We start from the raw sequence: 14,124 nt of genomic DNA on the forward strand, positions 1-14,124 counted from the left end.
ACAGTTACCGTCCGAATACCTCGGGGACTTGCAGCGCGAGGAGCTGTTGATGCCAGGGTTGCGCAAGGTGTTTCGCGACGCCATGGGCCGGGTGCACTCACTCCGTGTTCTGTCCGCCGCGGGCATGGTGAGTCTCACGAACTTCAAGATGTCCGTGGAGGCGCTGAGAGAGGTCAAGGTCTGGGGGCCGAACGTCACGGCGCTGCGCCGTTCCGTCCGGCTGAACCCCGACGGCGTCGCGATCGTCGACGACCGCGGCTCCGTCACGTACCGGCAGCTCGACCGGCGTTCCAACGCCATCGCCCAGGGCCTGCGCTCGCTGGGCGTCCAGCACATGCACGTCGTCGCGCTGATGTGCCGCAACCACCGCGGCATGGTCGAGTCCCTGCTGGCGTGCGCGAAGCTCGGCGTGCGCGTGCTGCTGGTGAACACGGGGTTCGGCGCGCCGGTCGTCCTGGACCTCCTGCAACGTGAACGCGCGTCGGTCGTCATCCACGACGAGGAGTTCACGCCGCTGTTCCACCAGCTGCCCCCGTCGATCCCGCGCTGGCTCTCGTGGTCGCGCGACGGACTGGACCGTCGCACGCCGACACTCGACCAGCTGGTCGCCAAGGCGCCGCGCGGCGAACTGGAACCGCCGCGCGAACCGGGCGTCGTGATCCAGCTGACGTCCGGCACGACCGGTACGCCCAAGGGCACGGCCCGCGAGATCAAGTCGGTGCTCACCGCGTCGGACTTCCTCGACCGCATCCCGATGCGCTCGGGCGAGTCGACGTTCATCGCCGCGCCGATCTTCCACTCCGTCGGCTACTCGCACCTGACGCTCGCCATGTCGCTGGGCTCGCGCGCGGTCCTGCACCGCCGCTTCGACCCGCGCAAGACGCTGTGGTCGGTGCAGGGCCAGCGCTGCACCACGCTCGTCCTGGTGCCGACGATGCTGCAGCGGATCATGGAACTCGACCGGCACGTGCTCGACTCGTTCGACCTGTCGCACCTGAGCGTCGTGTTCTCCTCCGGCTCGCCGATCTCGCCCGACCTGGTGGAGCGCACCCAGGCCGTCCTGGGCCCGGTGCTCTACAACCTCTACGGCTCAACGGAAGTCGCCGTCGCCACCGTCGCCACACCGGAGGACCTCGAGGCCGCCCCGTCCAGCGTCGGCCTGCCGCCGCACAACTGCGTGGTGCGCATCTACGACGAGCAGGGCAACCGGGTCACGCGGTCGTTCGTGACGGGCAAGATCTACGTGCGCGGCTCACTGACCGTGGACCTGTACACGGACGGCTCGCAGAAGGAGTCCATCGACGGGCTCGTCGCGACCGGCGACCTCGGGCACTTCGACCCCAGCGGCCGGCTGTACTTCGACGGCCGCGAGGACGACATGATCGTGTCCGGCGGCGAGAACGTGTACCCGGTCGAGGTCGAGAACCTGCTCATGACGCACTACCGCGTGCGCGACGCGGCGGTGCTCGGCGTACCGGATCCCGAGTACGGGCAACGGTTGCGCGCGTTCGTGGTGCCGGTGGCGGGGACGCGGATCGACGTCCGCGAGCTGCGCGAGTTCGTGCGCACCCGGCTGGCGCGGCACAAGGTGCCGCGTGAGGTCGTCGTGGTGCCGCAGTTGCCGCGCAACGCGACCGGGAAGGTGCTGCGGCGTCAGCTGCTGGCGATCAGGCTGGGACCGCAGCCGCATTAGGGCATTGGGGCGGAACGCACGCCACAGCAGAACGAGGGGGACTAATCCGGCTGTGGCGCGCGTTCCTGGTTTTGGGGAGCGCACGACCCGTGTCGGTCGTCGGGGAATCGGTTCGGCACGGGTCGTGCGCTCGGTCGGTCACCGCTCGAAGCGGTCGCCCCTGTCACCGCGATCGCCGAACGGACCGCGCTGGTCGAAGCGGTCGTTGCCGTGATCCGGTCCGCGCTCGCCGCGGTCGTACATCCGCACGTGGCCCGGGCCGCCGCGCTCGTCGAACCGGTCAGCCGCGATCGCTCCCACGATGCCGCCGCCGAGGACGAGCCCCAGCAGGCCCACGGCGACCAGCTGGGTGGCACGGTGCCGCACGAAACGGCGTCCCCGGCCAGGGGATGCCGGCACTGCAACCGAAGGGGTCGCCGGTGGTGGGGGCGGTGGTGGCGGCGCGTCCGCCGCCGTGGTCGCCGGTGTGGGTTGCTGCGCCGCCGGGGCGGGCTCTGGTGCGGCCGGCTGCGCGCCGGCGTTCGGGTGCTGACCGGGCGTGGCCGGTGCTTCGGCCGGCAGCGGGGTCGTCGCCTGGTCCGGTGCAGGCTGGGCGGCCTGCGGTTCGTCGCGTGACGGCTCCCGCGGTGGAGGCGTCTGTCCCTGCTCGCTCATGTCCTCAACGATGCGCCGCTCGACTGAGCTGGGGCTGACAGCCACCTGTTCGTTTCCTGAAGTCCGGAAGGATCGCGCCTGGAGTTCAGGACGGGCCTGGAACCAGCGAAAACGTGCCGCTGGTCGGCGTAGGTCGCGCCGAAGTGCTCGGCGTCGAGGACGCCGCTCCACAGGAAGTGCAGCGTGGTGCGCGTGCCGTTGCGGGCGTCGCGGCGGGCGTAGTGGTCGCGCAGATCGGCGTAGAGCAGGCGCAGTTCGTCCCGGTTGGACTCGGTGAGGCGGACCGGGCATTCGACGACCAGGTCGGACATGTCGGTGCTCCATTCGGCGGGCCGGGAGACAACAGAGTGCTCGCCCCCGGTGCTCGGACGCATCCGAAAAACCACTCAGAAGCGTGTACGTAGGTGTCGCCGCGAGAATCCGCTTGCACGGACCGGCTTCAATCGGAGGCATGGAACTCGTACCCCTGCGCAAGGAGTTCGCCGTCGCGATGGCCGCGGTCCGGCCGAACGACGACGAGGTCAACCGGTTCACCGGTACTCACGGGACGTTCACGCTCGAGGATTACGAGGCGTACATCGAACGCACGCTGAACGATCCGAACCGCTACACGCGTGCGATAACGGAGGACGGCGAGTTCCTCGGCGAGGTCGTTCTCACCATCAATCCGCACAACCGGTCAGCGGGCCTCCGGATCGCGTTGTGGGACGACTTCGGCAAGGGATACGGCTCCGCCGCCATCCGGCACGTCCTGGACCACGCGTTCGGTGAGCGGAACCTGCACCGGGTCGATCTGGAGGTGTACGACTTCAACGACCGGGCGATCCACGTCTACAAGAAGCTGGGCTTCCGCGAGGAGGGCCGGTTGCGGGACGCCCTGCTCTGGGACGGCGTCTTCCACGACGCGATCGTCATGTCCATCTTGAGCACCGATAACATCTGATCGCAATCACCATCTTCGAACGTAGGAGTCACCGTGTCCGAGTCGCGCCCAGCAGTCGCCCAGAACCCGCCGCGCGTGGTGGTTCCGGCTGGGACGACGGCGGGCACGGCCGTGCGCGAGGCCGGCCTGCCGGGCAAGGGTTCCGACGCGATCGTCGTCGTGCGCGACGCCGAGGGCCACCTGCGCGACCTGTCGTGGGTCCCGCAGGTCGACGTCGAGGTCGAGGCCGTCGCCGCCGACACCGAGGACGGCCGCAGCGTCGTCCGCCACTCCGCCGCGCACGTGCTGGCGCAGGCCGTGCAGCAGCAGTTCCCCGACGCCAAGCTCGGCATCGGCCCGCCCGTGAAGGACGGCTTCTACTACGACTTCCAGGTCGAGAAGCCCTTCACGCCCGAGGACCTGCAGGCGCTCGAGAAGCGCATGAAGCAGATCATCAAGTCCTCGCAGCGGTTCTCGCGCCGGGTCGTCGAGTCGGTCGACTCCGCGAAGACCGAGCTCGCGTCGGAGCCGTTCAAGCTGGAGCTCGTCGACATCAAGAGCGACGTCGACACCAGCGAGGTCATGGAGGTCGGCGGCGGCGAGCTGACGATCTACGACAACCTCGACCCGCGCTCCGGTGAGCAGGTCTGGGGCGACCTGTGCCGCGGCCCGCACGTGCCGACCACCAAGCACATCCCGGCGTTCAAGCTGACCCGCGTGGCCGCCGCGTACTGGCGCGGCAACGAGAACAACCCGCAGCTGCAGCGCATCTACGGCACCGCGTGGGAGTCGCAGGAGGCGCAGGACGCGTACCTGGAGCGCCTGGCGGAGGCCGAGCGCCGCGACCACCGCAAGCTCGGCGTGGAGCTCGACCTGTTCTCGTTCCCGGACGAGATCGGCTCCGGCCTCGTGGTGTTCCACCCCAAGGGCGGCATCATCCGCAAGGCGATGGAGGACTACTCCCGCCAGCGGCACACCGAGGCGGGCTACGAGTTCGTCTACTCGCCGCACATCACCAAGGGCAAGCTGTTCGAGGTCTCCGGTCACCTGGACTGGTACAAGGACGGCATGTACCCGGCGATGCACCTCGACGCCGAGTTCAACGAGGACGGCACGGTCCGCAAGCCGGGCCAGGACTACTACCTCAAGCCGATGAACTGCCCGTTCCACGACCTGATCTTCAAGGCGCGCGGCCGTTCCTACCGCGAGCTGCCGCTGCGCATGTTCGAGTTCGGCGGCGTCTACCGGTACGAGAAGTCCGGCGTGGTGCACGGCCTGACCCGCGTGCGCGGCATGACGCAGGACGACGCGCACATCTTCTGCTCGCGCGACCAGGTCCGCGACGAGCTGAAGTCGCTGCTGACGTTCGTGCTGGACCTGCTGCGCGACTACGGTCTCGACGACTTCTACCTGGAGCTCTCCACCAAGAACCCGCAGAAGTTCGTCGGCCCGGACGACATCTGGGAGGAGGCGACCGCGACGCTCGCCTCCGTGGCCGAGGAGTCCGGCCTGGACCTCGTGCCGGACCCCGGTGGCGCCGCGTTCTACGGCCCGAAGATCTCGGTGCAGTGCCGTGACGCGCTCGGCCGCACCTGGCAGATGTCGACCATCCAGCTCGACTTCAACCTGCCGGAGAAGTTCGAACTGGAGTACACCGGTCCGGACGGCTCGCGCCAGCGCCCGGTCATGATCCACCGCGCGCTGTTCGGTTCGGTCGAGCGCTTCTTCGGCGTGCTGACCGAGCACTACGCGGGCGCGTTCCCGGCGTGGCTCGCGCCGGTGCAGGTCATGGGCATCCCGGTGACGGCCGAGAACGCCGACCACCTGTTCGCGGTGCGCGAGGTGCTGCGCGAGCAGGGCATCCGCGTCGACGTCGACGCCTCGGACGACCGCATGCAGAAGAAGATCCGCAACCACACCATGCAGAAGGTGCCGTTCATGCTCCTGGCAGGCGCCAAGGACGTGGAGGCGAACGCGGTGTCGTTCCGGTTCCGCGACGGCACGCAGATCAACGGCGTGCCGGTGGAGCGGGCCGTCGAGCAGATCGTCGAGTGGGTGCGGCGCCGTGAGAACGCCTCGCCCACGGCGGAACTGCTCTCGTGACGCCTGAGTACTCCTCGCAGGACGGTGTGGGGGTCCCGGACGCGTTGCAGCGCCTGTGGACCCCGCACCGCCTGTCGTACGTGCAGGGCGCGGGCAAGGCCGACGGCGACGAGCCCGCCGGCTGCCCGTTCTGCCGCGTGGTGGAGCTGTCCGACTCCGACGGTCTGATCATCGCGCGCGGGGCGGAGGTCTTCGCGCTGCTGAACCTGTACCCGTACAATCCCGGTCACCTGATGGTGCTGCCGTACCGGCACGTGGCGGACTACACCGAGCTGACCACGTCCGAGGTGGCCGAGCTCGGCGCGTTCACGCAGAGGGCCATGAAGGTCGCGCGGCACGTGGCGTCGCCGCACGGGTTCAACATCGGCATGAACCAGGGCGTCGTCGCCGGTGCCGGGATCGCCGCCCACCTGCACCAGCACGTGGTGCCGCGGTGGGGCGGGGACGCGAACTTCATGCCGGTCGTCGGGCACACCAAGGTGCTGCCGCAGCTCCTGGGGGAGACCCGTCAGCTGCTGGCGGACGGCTGGAAGGCCGTCGACTGATCGCTTAACGGTGCTTATCTGTTGACTTTCGATAGGTTGCAGGCGAGGCTGTAGGCATGCCTCGCCTGTTGCTGCCGTTGATCGGCTGTCTCCTGCTCGCCGCGCTCGGCGTCGGCGCTCTCATGTACGCCCAGCACGACGACGCTCCGGGACTCGGGCTCATCGCGTTCGTGCTGATTTTCGGTGCCATCGCTCTCGCTGTTCGCGCGGTATTGCGGGCTAAACGAGGCGTTTAGTCGGCGTGTCCGTGATTGAAAGCCGTACTAATTCTTGGACAAAAGAGTGACAAAAACCACTCGCGTTGTCCGAGGTGGACAATCAAGCCGGTTTCCACGCGGTGCGGAATAGCTTTCGGTTACATCTTTCGGGTGCATTTCTCCAGTCGATCGAGACGTAACACCAGCACAAAGCGATTCCAGGTAGGTGAGATCACCCACCTGGAGGTGTCAACTGCGAGCCAAGTCCCCGCCTATGGCCGATCGTCTCACCGTGTGCGAATGGTTACGGTGCGAACATGACCGCACCTGAGCGTTCGCGATTAGCGAGAGAGCGGCTTTCGCGTGAACTACGCCGGTTGCGCACCGAGGCGAAGATGACCGGCACGGCCACCGCCCGTGCCACCGGGATGAGCCAGTCAAAGCTGTCGAAGATCGAGAACGGCATGCTGCTCCCGTCCGTGACGGACGTGGAGCGTCTCGTGGCGGAACTGGCCGCCGCGAGAGAGACGCGCATCGAACTGGTCGAACTCGCCAAGTCGCTGCACGCCGAGGCGGAAACTCGCCGAGTCGTGCTGCACCGAGGAGCGCACCGCCACCAGCAGACGATCAGCCGCGTGGAGGCGCGGGCCGCGACGTCGAGGTTCTTCCAGGTCAACCTGGTACCCGCGCTGTTGCAGTCCGAGCCCTACCTGCGGACCGTGCTGGGGACGATGCCGCACTCGGAGCAGGAGGCCGCGGTAGCCGCCCTGCGCACCCGCCGTTCCCGCATGGACGACCTGGCGAAGCAGTTCGTGTTCGTGCTCTCCGAAGCCGCACTCCGGTGGCGGATGGGCCCGGCCGAACTGATGGCGGAACAGGTGGAACACCTGGCCGCGATCCAGCGCCGCCCGAACGTCCGCCTGGGCGTGGTGCCGTGGTCGGCCGACGCGAACGTCGTCGCCCTGCACGGGTTCCACATCTACGACGAACGAGTCGTCACGGTCAGCGTGCTGACCGGCAACGCCACCATCACCGACCCGTTGGACGTGCGGGAGTACCTCGCGTTGTTCGGGCGGCTGGAGCGGCTGGCGGTGCGAGGGGAGGAGTTGCAGGGGTTGCTGAAGCGCATCGCCGAGGACCACCGCCGGCTCGGGTAGCCCGCCGGTGTGAGTTCCGGGGGAGAGCTGAGGAGAGGGGTCGGGCGGGCTGTTTGCGGGTGCCGGGTGCACCTGACGGCCCGCCTCCGGCTTGACCGCAGGGCCTGCTCCCGTGTCCCGCCTGTGGAACGTCGCGGTGTCGGCTCGCCGGACGTTGCCGAGGACGAGTTCCCGCGGTCAAGACCCGTCAGCGGTCGCTTCACGCGCACGCCGTGGGTGTCCCGTGTTCCTCGCTTACCCGCGGAACGCCTGTTTCACCAGTCCAGCTAGGCTGCGACTGCCATGCTGAACATCTTCGCTCGCGCGTCCGTCTCGCGCGTCACCGATCCGATCGGGGCGTGGCTGCTGGCGCGTGGCCTCACGCCCAACGCCGTGACCGTGGGCGGCACGATCGGTGCCGTCGCGAGTGCGCTGTGGTTCATTCCCCGCGGGCAGCTGTTCCTGGGCTGTGCGCTGGTGGCGTTCTTCGTGCTGCTCGACCTCCTCGACGGGGCCATGGCCCGCGCGCAGGGGCCTACGCGGTTCGGGGCCGTGCTCGACGCCACCTGTGACCGCATCGCGGACGGGGCGTTGTTCGCGGCGCTCACCTGGTACGCGTTCGACACCGGGAACCGGTGGACGGCGGCGGCCGGGTTCATCTGCCTCGTGGCCTCGCAGGTCATCTCGTACGTCAAGGCTCGTGCCGACGCGTCCGGGCTCAACGCGGACGGCGGGCTGGCCGAGCGGGCCGAGCGGTTCATCGTCGCGCTCGTCGGGGCCGGGGTGCAGGGGCTGGGTGTGCCGTACCTGATGGACATCTCGCTGTGGCTGCTCGCGGCCATGACGGTCGTGACGGTGCTGCAGCGGATCCTTGCCGTGGCCAAGTCGGCGCGGGAGGCCGCGTGAACCTCGCGACCCTCGGGTACAGCGCCGGGTGGCGGCTCATTCGCCTGCTGCCGGAGTCGTGGGCGCGCGGGTTGTTCCGGGCCGGCGCCGACTACGCGGTCAAGCGTGGTGGCGCGAGCATCGAGCAGTTGCGCACGAACCTGAAGCGGGTCGTGCCGCAGGCCGGTGAGGACGAGCTCGACGAACTGGTGCGCGACTCGCTGCGGTCGTACGCGCGGTACTGGTGCGAGGCGTTCCGCCTGCCGTCGATGGACCTCGAGGCGGCGTACGAGAAGTGCGACTCGCAAGTGTCCGGCGTGGAGAACCTGGACGCGGCGCTCGCGAACGGCACCGGCGCGGTCGTCGCGCTGCCGCACAGCGGCAACTGGGACATGGCGGGCGTCTGGCTCGTCGGCCACTCCGGCACGTTCACGACGGTCGCCGAGCGGCTCAAGCCCGAGTCGCTGTACCGCAAGTTCGTGGAGTTCCGCGAGACGCTCGGCTTCGAGGTGCTGCCGCTCAACGGCGGCGACCGTCCACCCGCGACGGTGCTGGCCGAACGCCTGCGCGCCAACAAGGTCGTGTGCCTGCTGGCGGACCGGGACCTGACGTCGTCGGGCGTGCCCGTGACGTTCTTCGGCGAGCAGACCATGATGCCCGCGGGTCCCGCGCACCTGGCCTCGACGACGGGGGCCGCGCTGCTGCCGGTCGGCTGCTGGTTCACCGGCGACGGCTGGCACTTCCGCATCCACCCGCCGATCAAGGTGAGCACCGTCCAGGCCGCCACGCAGGCCATCGCGGACGTGTTCGCCGCCGACATCGCCGCGCACCCGGCCGACTGGCACATGCTGCAGAAGCTCTGGCTCGCCGACCTGCCGGAGAGCCGCCGCGCCGCCCTGGCCAGGAGGCTCGCGCGGTGAAGGTAGGCATCGTCTGCCCGTACTCGTTCGACGTGCCGGGAGGAGTGCAGGCGCACGTCGTCGACCTCGCGCGCGCCCTCATCGGCCTCGGGCACGACGTGAACGTCTTCGCGCCGGCCGACGACGACCAGGCGCTGCCGCCGTTCGTCACCTCCGCGGGCCGCGCCGTCGCCATTCCCTACAACGGCTCCGTGGCACGCCTGAGCTTCGGCCCCGTCTCGTACGCGCGGGTCCGCCGCTGGATCGACGAGCACCAGTTCGACGTCCTGCACCTGCACGAACCGACGGCGCCGTCCCTGTCGTTCCTGGCACTGGTGGTCGCGGACGGCCCGATCGTCGTCACCTTCCACACCTCGACGCCGCGCTCCAAGATCCTGTCGGCGTTCCAGCCCGTGCTGCAGCCGTTCCTGGAGAAGGTCACCGCCCGCATCGCCGTCTCCGCACTCGCGCGGCGCGTCCAGGTCGAGCACCTCGGCGGCGACGCGGTGGAGATCCCGAACGGCGTCGACGTCGACTTCTTCGCCTCCGCGTCCACTTTGGACGGCTACCCGCGCTCGGGCGGCACGATCGGCTTCGTCGGCCGCTACGACGAACCGCGAAAGGGCATGCCGATCCTGTGGGAGGCGTTCGGCCTGATCGCCGACGAGTTCCCGGACCTGCGCCTGCTCGTCGTGGGCCGCGGCGAGACCCCGTTCGAGGGCCCTCACGCCGACCGCGTCGACCTGCTCGGCCAGGTCAGCGACGAGGACAAGGCCCGCATGCTGCGCTCGCTCGACGTCTACGTCGCCCCGAACACCGGCGGCGAGTCGTTCGGCATCATCCTGACCGAGGCCATGTCCGCCGGCACCGCCGTGGTGGCGAGTGATCTCGACGCGTTCCGCCGCGTGCTGGACGACGGCAAGGCGGGCGCGCTGTTCCCGGTCGGCGACGCACATGCCCTGGCCGACGCGCTGCGTTCGGTGCTGCGTGACTCGGCCCTGCGCGCCGAGTACGTCGACATCGCCTCTCAGCGGGTGCAGGCCTTCGACTGGTCCGTCGTCGCGAGCCAGGTGCTGCGGGTCTACGAGACCGCCATCGCCGCAGACCCGCGCCGGGTGAGCGAGGCATGACCGCCGTACTGGTCGTAGTCGTCCTTACCCTGCTGTTCGCCGCCTGGGTCCTCTCGATCGCGAACCGCCTCGACCGCCTGCACGTCCGCACCGACGCCGCCTGGGCAGCGCTCGACGCCGTGCTGGCCCGCCGGGCCGTCGTGGTCCGCGCCCTGCTGAACCCCGAACTGTCCGCCGCCGCGTCGAAGGCCGAGGCAGCGTCCCGCGCCGACCGCGAACAGGCCGAGAACGAACTCTCCGGCCTGCTCGGCGCCCTGGACCGCTCGGCCTTGGCCCCGGCACTGGCCTTCGAGCTCGCCGACGCCGAGGAACGCGTGGTGCTCGCCCGCCGGGTCCACAACGACGCCGTCCGCGACGCCCTGCTCCTGCGCCGCCGCCGGGTGGTCCGGTGGCTGAGGCTCGCGGGCACCGCTCCGCAGCCGTCGTACTTCGAGATCGCCGAACCCGCGGCCCCGTCCGACGCGGTGATGCTCAAGCCCCGTCCGTCCGCACGGGTGGTCCTCACCGACGCGAAGGGCCGCGTGCTGCTGTTCCACGGCTTCGACCCCGCCCGGCCCCAGGAACTGTTCTGGTTCACCGTCGGCGGCGGTGTCGAGGAGGGCGAGGAACTGCGCGACGCGGCTGTCCGCGAGACCTTCGAGGAGACCGGCCTGAAGCTCGCGCCGGAGCAGCTGGTCGGCCCGATCTGGCGTCGCCGCGCGGTGTTCAGCTTCGACGGCGAGACGTTCGACGCGGAGGAGTGGTTCTTCTACGCCTCCGTCGACGGCGGCCTGACCGTCGACACCTCGGGCTTCAACGACGTCGAGGAGACCAGCATCTCCGGCCACCGCTGGTGGAGCGCAGAGGAGCTGGAGTCCACAGAGGACACCGTGTACCCGGTGCAGCTGGCCGAGCTCCTGCCCGCGCTCACCCAGGACTGGGACGGTCAGACCCGCCCTGTGCGCTGACCTCGCGCCAGTGGTCGAGCTTCGCACGGGTGGAGCGCACGTCGGGGTGGTGCTCGCCGAGCACCCGGAGCTGGTCCTCCAGCAGGGCCTCGAACGCCTCCACCGCGCAGGTGTGACGGCCCGAGAGCCCGAGGTGCTGTGCAAGGCTCCACCGGTTCAGCAGCGTGCGCTGGTGGTCAGGGCCGAGCACCCGGAGCTGGTCCTCCAGCAGATCCTCCAACTGGTCCGCCGCGTCGTCGAAGTCGCCCGCGGCGGCCAGGACGGCGGCGAGGCCGTACCGGGCGTCCAGCGTCCTCTCGTCGTCGGGACCCACCGCGCGTTCCAGGTCTCGCACCAGCATCTCGAAGGACTCCGCCGCGCGGTCGTGGTCACCCGTCTTCGACTGCGCGTACGCGAGGTTGTGGCGGGTCGTCAGCGTGATCGGCTCGTCCGGGCCCAGCACCCGCATCTGGTCGAAGTACAGGTCCCGCAACGCCTTGACCGCCCGCGCCCGGTCACCCGACTCGCCGATCCAGTGTGCGAGGTTGTTGCGCACCCTCAGCGTCTCGCGGTGGTCCGGCCCGAACACCCGCGTCACGTCGTGGAGCAGGTTCTCGTACGACCGGAGCGCCCCGGCCGCGTCGCCTCCCTCACCACGCCAGGCGGCCGCGTTGTTGCGGCAGAGCAAGGTGTCGACGTGATCGGGTCCCAGGTGCTCCGACGCGGTGGAGTGGAGATCGTCGAAGTACCGGGCGGCCTCCGCGTGGTGGCCGGACTCACCCAGGCTGCGTCCCGCGCGGAACAGCAGGAAGTGGGCGTTCGGGCTCCACAGGTGGGCGCCACCGGCATCGGCGAGCGCCTTGGCGTTGGCCCGCAACACCTGACCCCGCAACGGATCCGTCACCCCGTCCGGCCACGCCTGGGCCAGCGCGTCCGCTGCGGCCTCGACCACCGCTCCGGTCCGCTCGCCGGACAGGGCCTCACGAGTGGCGCGCTGCACGAGCGAATGCACCCGCACCTCGCGTGAGCCCTCCCTGAAGCTGACCAGGCTCAGCCGGTGCAGGCAGCTCAGCCCGTCACGTGCGCCGAGCTCGTCAACGCCGAGGAAGCCGAGCATCACCGGCGTGGTGAAGACCGCGACCGGGATCCCGTTGGGGTCCAGCAGGCTCGCGACGTCGAGCAGCGGCCGCACCACCCCGGTCCGCGCGAGCCGGTCGGCCTGTTCGACCGCCAGCGACCACGTCGCCGCGCTGGGATCGAGCCGCCGTGGCAGAAGAGCGCGGTACTCGGCGCACGACATGTGCTCGTCCAGCATGTTCGCCGCGGCCTGGGCCAGCGCCACCGGCAGCCCGCCGAGCTCGCGCACCAGGCCGTCGTCGTCGAGCAGTTCGGGGCGGTCGGCCAGAGCCGTGCGCAGGTAGGCGATTCCCTCCGCCTCGGTGAACGCCTCGACGTCGACCAGCTTCCGCTCGTGCCCGCGCAGCACGGCGTCGCGGCGCAACGTCGTCACCACGACCCGGCCGTTCGCGGGCGGCCACAGGTCGTCGAGATCGGCGGGCGCTCTCAGGTCGTCCAGCACCACGAGCCACGGTTCGTGCGTGCCGGCCAGCCATTCCAGCAACGCCCGCGCGCCCCGCTCGGGATCCTCGATGCCGAACAGCTTCGCGGCCACGTCGGCGTACCCGGCGACGATCGCGTCGCGCGAGCTCGCCGTCACCCAGACCAGCAGGTCGACCTCGCCGGCGGCCCACTGCCGTTCGGCGTGGTCGGCGGCCAGCTGGCTCTTGCCCACCCCGGACAGCCCGGACAGCACCGTCACCGGCGCGCCGAGGTCGGCGGACCGCCGCTGGAACGCGGCCGCGCGCGGAGGCACCAGACCGCACCGCAGCGGCAGTGTGGCCCGCTGCGGAGCGGCGTGGTGGTGGAAGTCGCCGGTGAACTCGCCGACCTGCAGAACCATCCCGCTCACGTTTCCGTGCACGGCGTTCTCCACGGACGGCGTGGGCAGGTCGTCGTCAGGCATCAAGAACCATTATCACCACTACACGGCGGAGATGATCGAAGAGCCGTAGGCGTCCCTCGTCTTGTCCTTCTCGTCGTGCATCAGGTAGAGCGCGAAGTTGTCGACACCGATCTCCTTCAGCTCCTGCAGCCGTTCGACGTGCGCCGACTCCGGCCCGACGAGGCAGAACCGGTCCACGATCGCGTCCGGCACGAAGTCCGTGGAACGGTTGCCCGCCTTGCCGTGGTGGGCGTAGTCGTAGCCCTCGCGGTCCTTGATGTAGTCGGTCAGGGTCTTGGGCACGGCGCCCGAGTCCCCGTACCGCGCCACGAGGTCCGCGACGTGGTTGCCGACCATGCCGCCGAACCACCGCAGCTGGTCGCGCTGGTGCGCCAGGTCCGTGCCGACGTAGGCCGGTGCCGCCACGCACATCGTGATCGCCGCCGGGTCACGTCCGGCGGCCACCGCGGCCTCGCGGACCGAGCCGATCGTCCAGCGGGCGATGTCCGGGTCGGCGGTCTGCAGGATGAAGCCGTCGGCCTGCTCGCCGACCATCTTCAGCGCCTTGGGACCGTACGCGGCCATCCACATCTCGAGCTTTCCGTTGCGCACCCACGGGATCTGCACCGCGGTGCCGTGGTGTTCGACGGAACGCCCCTCGGCCAGCTCCTTGATCACGTGCATCGCCTCGCCCAGGGTCGCCAGGGTGGCGGGCTTCTGGCCGATGACGCGGCGGGCCGAGTCGCCCCGGCCGATGCCGCAGACCGTGCGGTTGCCGAACATGTCGTTCAGCGTCGCGAACAGCGAGGCGGTCACGGACCAGTCGCGGGTGGACGGGTTCGTGACCATCGGGCCGATCACCAGGTCGCGGGTGGCGGCCAGCACCTGCGAGTAGATGACGAACGGCTCCTGCCACAGCACGCAGGAGTCGAACGTCCAGCCGTAGCGGAAGCCGCAGTCCTCGGCCGCGCGGAGGCCCTCCACCACGTCCCGCGCCGGCGGGTCGGTCTGCAGCACTACACCGAAGTCCAC

The 14,124-nt window shown here is 69.9% G+C and carries 14 protein-coding genes; 10 read left to right on the forward strand and 4 right to left on the reverse strand.

The window, feature by feature from the left end; all coding sequences use genetic code 11:
- Positions 1-49 precede the first annotated feature (49 nt).
- Complete coding sequence (locus IEY88_RS18015; RefSeq protein WP_189155892.1) at positions 50-1,693, forward strand: AMP-binding protein; 1,644 nt, start codon at positions 50-52, stop codon at positions 1,691-1,693.
- Between the two features lie 138 nt (positions 1,694-1,831).
- On the opposite strand, the gene IEY88_RS18020 is transcribed toward IEY88_RS18015, so the two are convergent.
- Both IEY88_RS18020 and IEY88_RS18025 read right to left on the reverse strand, forming a co-directional pair.
- Complete coding sequence (locus IEY88_RS18020; RefSeq protein ID WP_189156096.1) at positions 1,832-2,347, reverse strand: hypothetical protein; 516 nt, start codon at positions 2,345-2,347, stop codon at positions 1,832-1,834.
- Positions 2,344-2,658, reverse strand: coding sequence for a hypothetical protein (locus IEY88_RS18025; RefSeq protein WP_189155893.1), 315 nt, complete (start codon positions 2,656-2,658; stop codon positions 2,344-2,346). The genes IEY88_RS18020 and IEY88_RS18025 overlap by 4 nt, the downstream gene beginning before the upstream one ends.
- Positions 2,659-2,798: 140 nt before the next feature.
- Here IEY88_RS18025 and IEY88_RS18030 point away from each other — a divergent pair, with 140 nt between their 5' ends.
- The 9 genes from IEY88_RS18030 to IEY88_RS18070 all read left to right on the forward strand — a co-directional run bounded on the left by IEY88_RS18030 (position 2,799) and on the right by IEY88_RS18070 (position 11,111).
- Positions 2,799-3,290, forward strand: coding sequence for a GNAT family N-acetyltransferase (locus tag IEY88_RS18030; RefSeq protein WP_189155894.1), 492 nt, complete (start codon positions 2,799-2,801; stop codon positions 3,288-3,290).
- Positions 3,291-3,323: 33 nt separating this feature from the next.
- Positions 3,324-5,372 carry a threonine--tRNA ligase gene (gene thrS, locus IEY88_RS18035; protein ID WP_229693489.1) on the forward strand — a complete coding sequence of 683 codons (2,049 nt, stop codon included), beginning with the start codon at positions 3,324-3,326 and terminating at the stop codon, positions 5,370-5,372.
- A complete protein-coding gene (locus IEY88_RS18040) occupies positions 5,369-5,917 on the forward strand; it encodes an HIT family protein (RefSeq protein WP_189155895.1) in 549 nt (182 codons plus the stop codon). The genes thrS and IEY88_RS18040 overlap by 4 nt, the downstream gene beginning before the upstream one ends.
- 56 nt (positions 5,918-5,973) lie before the next feature.
- Positions 5,974-6,153, forward strand: coding sequence for a hypothetical protein (locus tag IEY88_RS18045; protein WP_189155896.1), 180 nt, complete (start codon positions 5,974-5,976; stop codon positions 6,151-6,153).
- A gap of 278 nt (positions 6,154-6,431) precedes the next feature.
- The gene (locus IEY88_RS18050; RefSeq protein WP_189155897.1) at positions 6,432-7,271 is read left to right on the forward strand and encodes a helix-turn-helix domain-containing protein; all 840 of its coding nucleotides are present in this window, start codon (positions 6,432-6,434) and stop codon (positions 7,269-7,271) included.
- A gap of 282 nt (positions 7,272-7,553) precedes the next feature.
- A complete protein-coding gene (gene pgsA, locus IEY88_RS18055; RefSeq protein ID WP_189155898.1) occupies positions 7,554-8,156 on the forward strand; it encodes a phosphatidylinositol phosphate synthase in 603 nt (200 codons plus the stop codon).
- Positions 8,153-9,055, forward strand: coding sequence for a phosphatidylinositol mannoside acyltransferase (locus tag IEY88_RS18060; RefSeq protein ID WP_189155899.1), 903 nt, complete (start codon positions 8,153-8,155; stop codon positions 9,053-9,055). The genes pgsA and IEY88_RS18060 overlap by 4 nt, the downstream gene beginning before the upstream one ends.
- The gene (locus tag IEY88_RS18065; RefSeq protein ID WP_189155900.1) at positions 9,052-10,164 is read left to right on the forward strand and encodes a glycosyltransferase family 4 protein; all 1,113 of its coding nucleotides are present in this window, start codon (positions 9,052-9,054) and stop codon (positions 10,162-10,164) included. The genes IEY88_RS18060 and IEY88_RS18065 overlap by 4 nt, the downstream gene beginning before the upstream one ends.
- A complete protein-coding gene (locus tag IEY88_RS18070) occupies positions 10,161-11,111 on the forward strand; it encodes an NUDIX hydrolase (RefSeq protein WP_189155901.1) in 951 nt (316 codons plus the stop codon). The genes IEY88_RS18065 and IEY88_RS18070 overlap by 4 nt, the downstream gene beginning before the upstream one ends.
- Here IEY88_RS18070 and IEY88_RS18075 read toward each other — a convergent pair.
- Positions 11,071-13,113: a tetratricopeptide repeat protein gene (locus IEY88_RS18075; protein WP_189155902.1), complete on the reverse strand. Its 2,043-nt coding sequence runs from the start codon at positions 13,111-13,113 to the stop codon at positions 11,071-11,073. The genes IEY88_RS18070 and IEY88_RS18075 overlap by 41 nt on opposite strands.
- Positions 13,114-13,131: 18 nt before the next feature.
- Positions 13,132-14,124 carry a TIGR03842 family LLM class F420-dependent oxidoreductase gene (locus IEY88_RS18080; RefSeq protein WP_189155903.1) on the reverse strand — a complete coding sequence of 331 codons (993 nt, stop codon included), beginning with the start codon at positions 14,122-14,124 and terminating at the stop codon, positions 13,132-13,134.

Source organism: Lentzea pudingi, from assembly GCF_014646255.1.
Taxonomy (GTDB): domain Bacteria; phylum Actinomycetota; class Actinomycetes; order Mycobacteriales; family Pseudonocardiaceae; genus Lentzea; species Lentzea pudingi.

Bases quoted from the DNA above. Each gene is read 5' to 3' on its own strand.
- IEY88_RS18015 (WP_189155892.1), top strand. From the start codon at position 50: ATGCCAGGGTTGCGCAAGGTGTTTCGCGACGCCATGGGCCGGGTGCAC.
- IEY88_RS18020 (WP_189156096.1), bottom strand. From the start codon at position 2,347: ATGAGCGAGCAGGGACAGACGCCTCCACCGCGGGAGCCGTCACGCGAC.
- IEY88_RS18025 (WP_189155893.1), bottom strand. From the start codon at position 2,658: ATGTCCGACCTGGTCGTCGAATGCCCGGTCCGCCTCACCGAGTCCAAC.
- IEY88_RS18030 (WP_189155894.1), top strand. From the start codon at position 2,799: ATGGAACTCGTACCCCTGCGCAAGGAGTTCGCCGTCGCGATGGCCGCG.
- IEY88_RS18045 (WP_189155896.1), top strand. From the start codon at position 5,974: ATGCCTCGCCTGTTGCTGCCGTTGATCGGCTGTCTCCTGCTCGCCGCG.
- IEY88_RS18050 (WP_189155897.1), top strand. From the start codon at position 6,432: ATGACCGCACCTGAGCGTTCGCGATTAGCGAGAGAGCGGCTTTCGCGT.
- pgsA (WP_189155898.1), top strand. From the start codon at position 7,554: ATGCTGAACATCTTCGCTCGCGCGTCCGTCTCGCGCGTCACCGATCCG.
- IEY88_RS18070 (WP_189155901.1), top strand. From the start codon at position 10,161: ATGACCGCCGTACTGGTCGTAGTCGTCCTTACCCTGCTGTTCGCCGCC.
- IEY88_RS18075 (WP_189155902.1), bottom strand. From the start codon at position 13,113: ATGCCTGACGACGACCTGCCCACGCCGTCCGTGGAGAACGCCGTGCAC.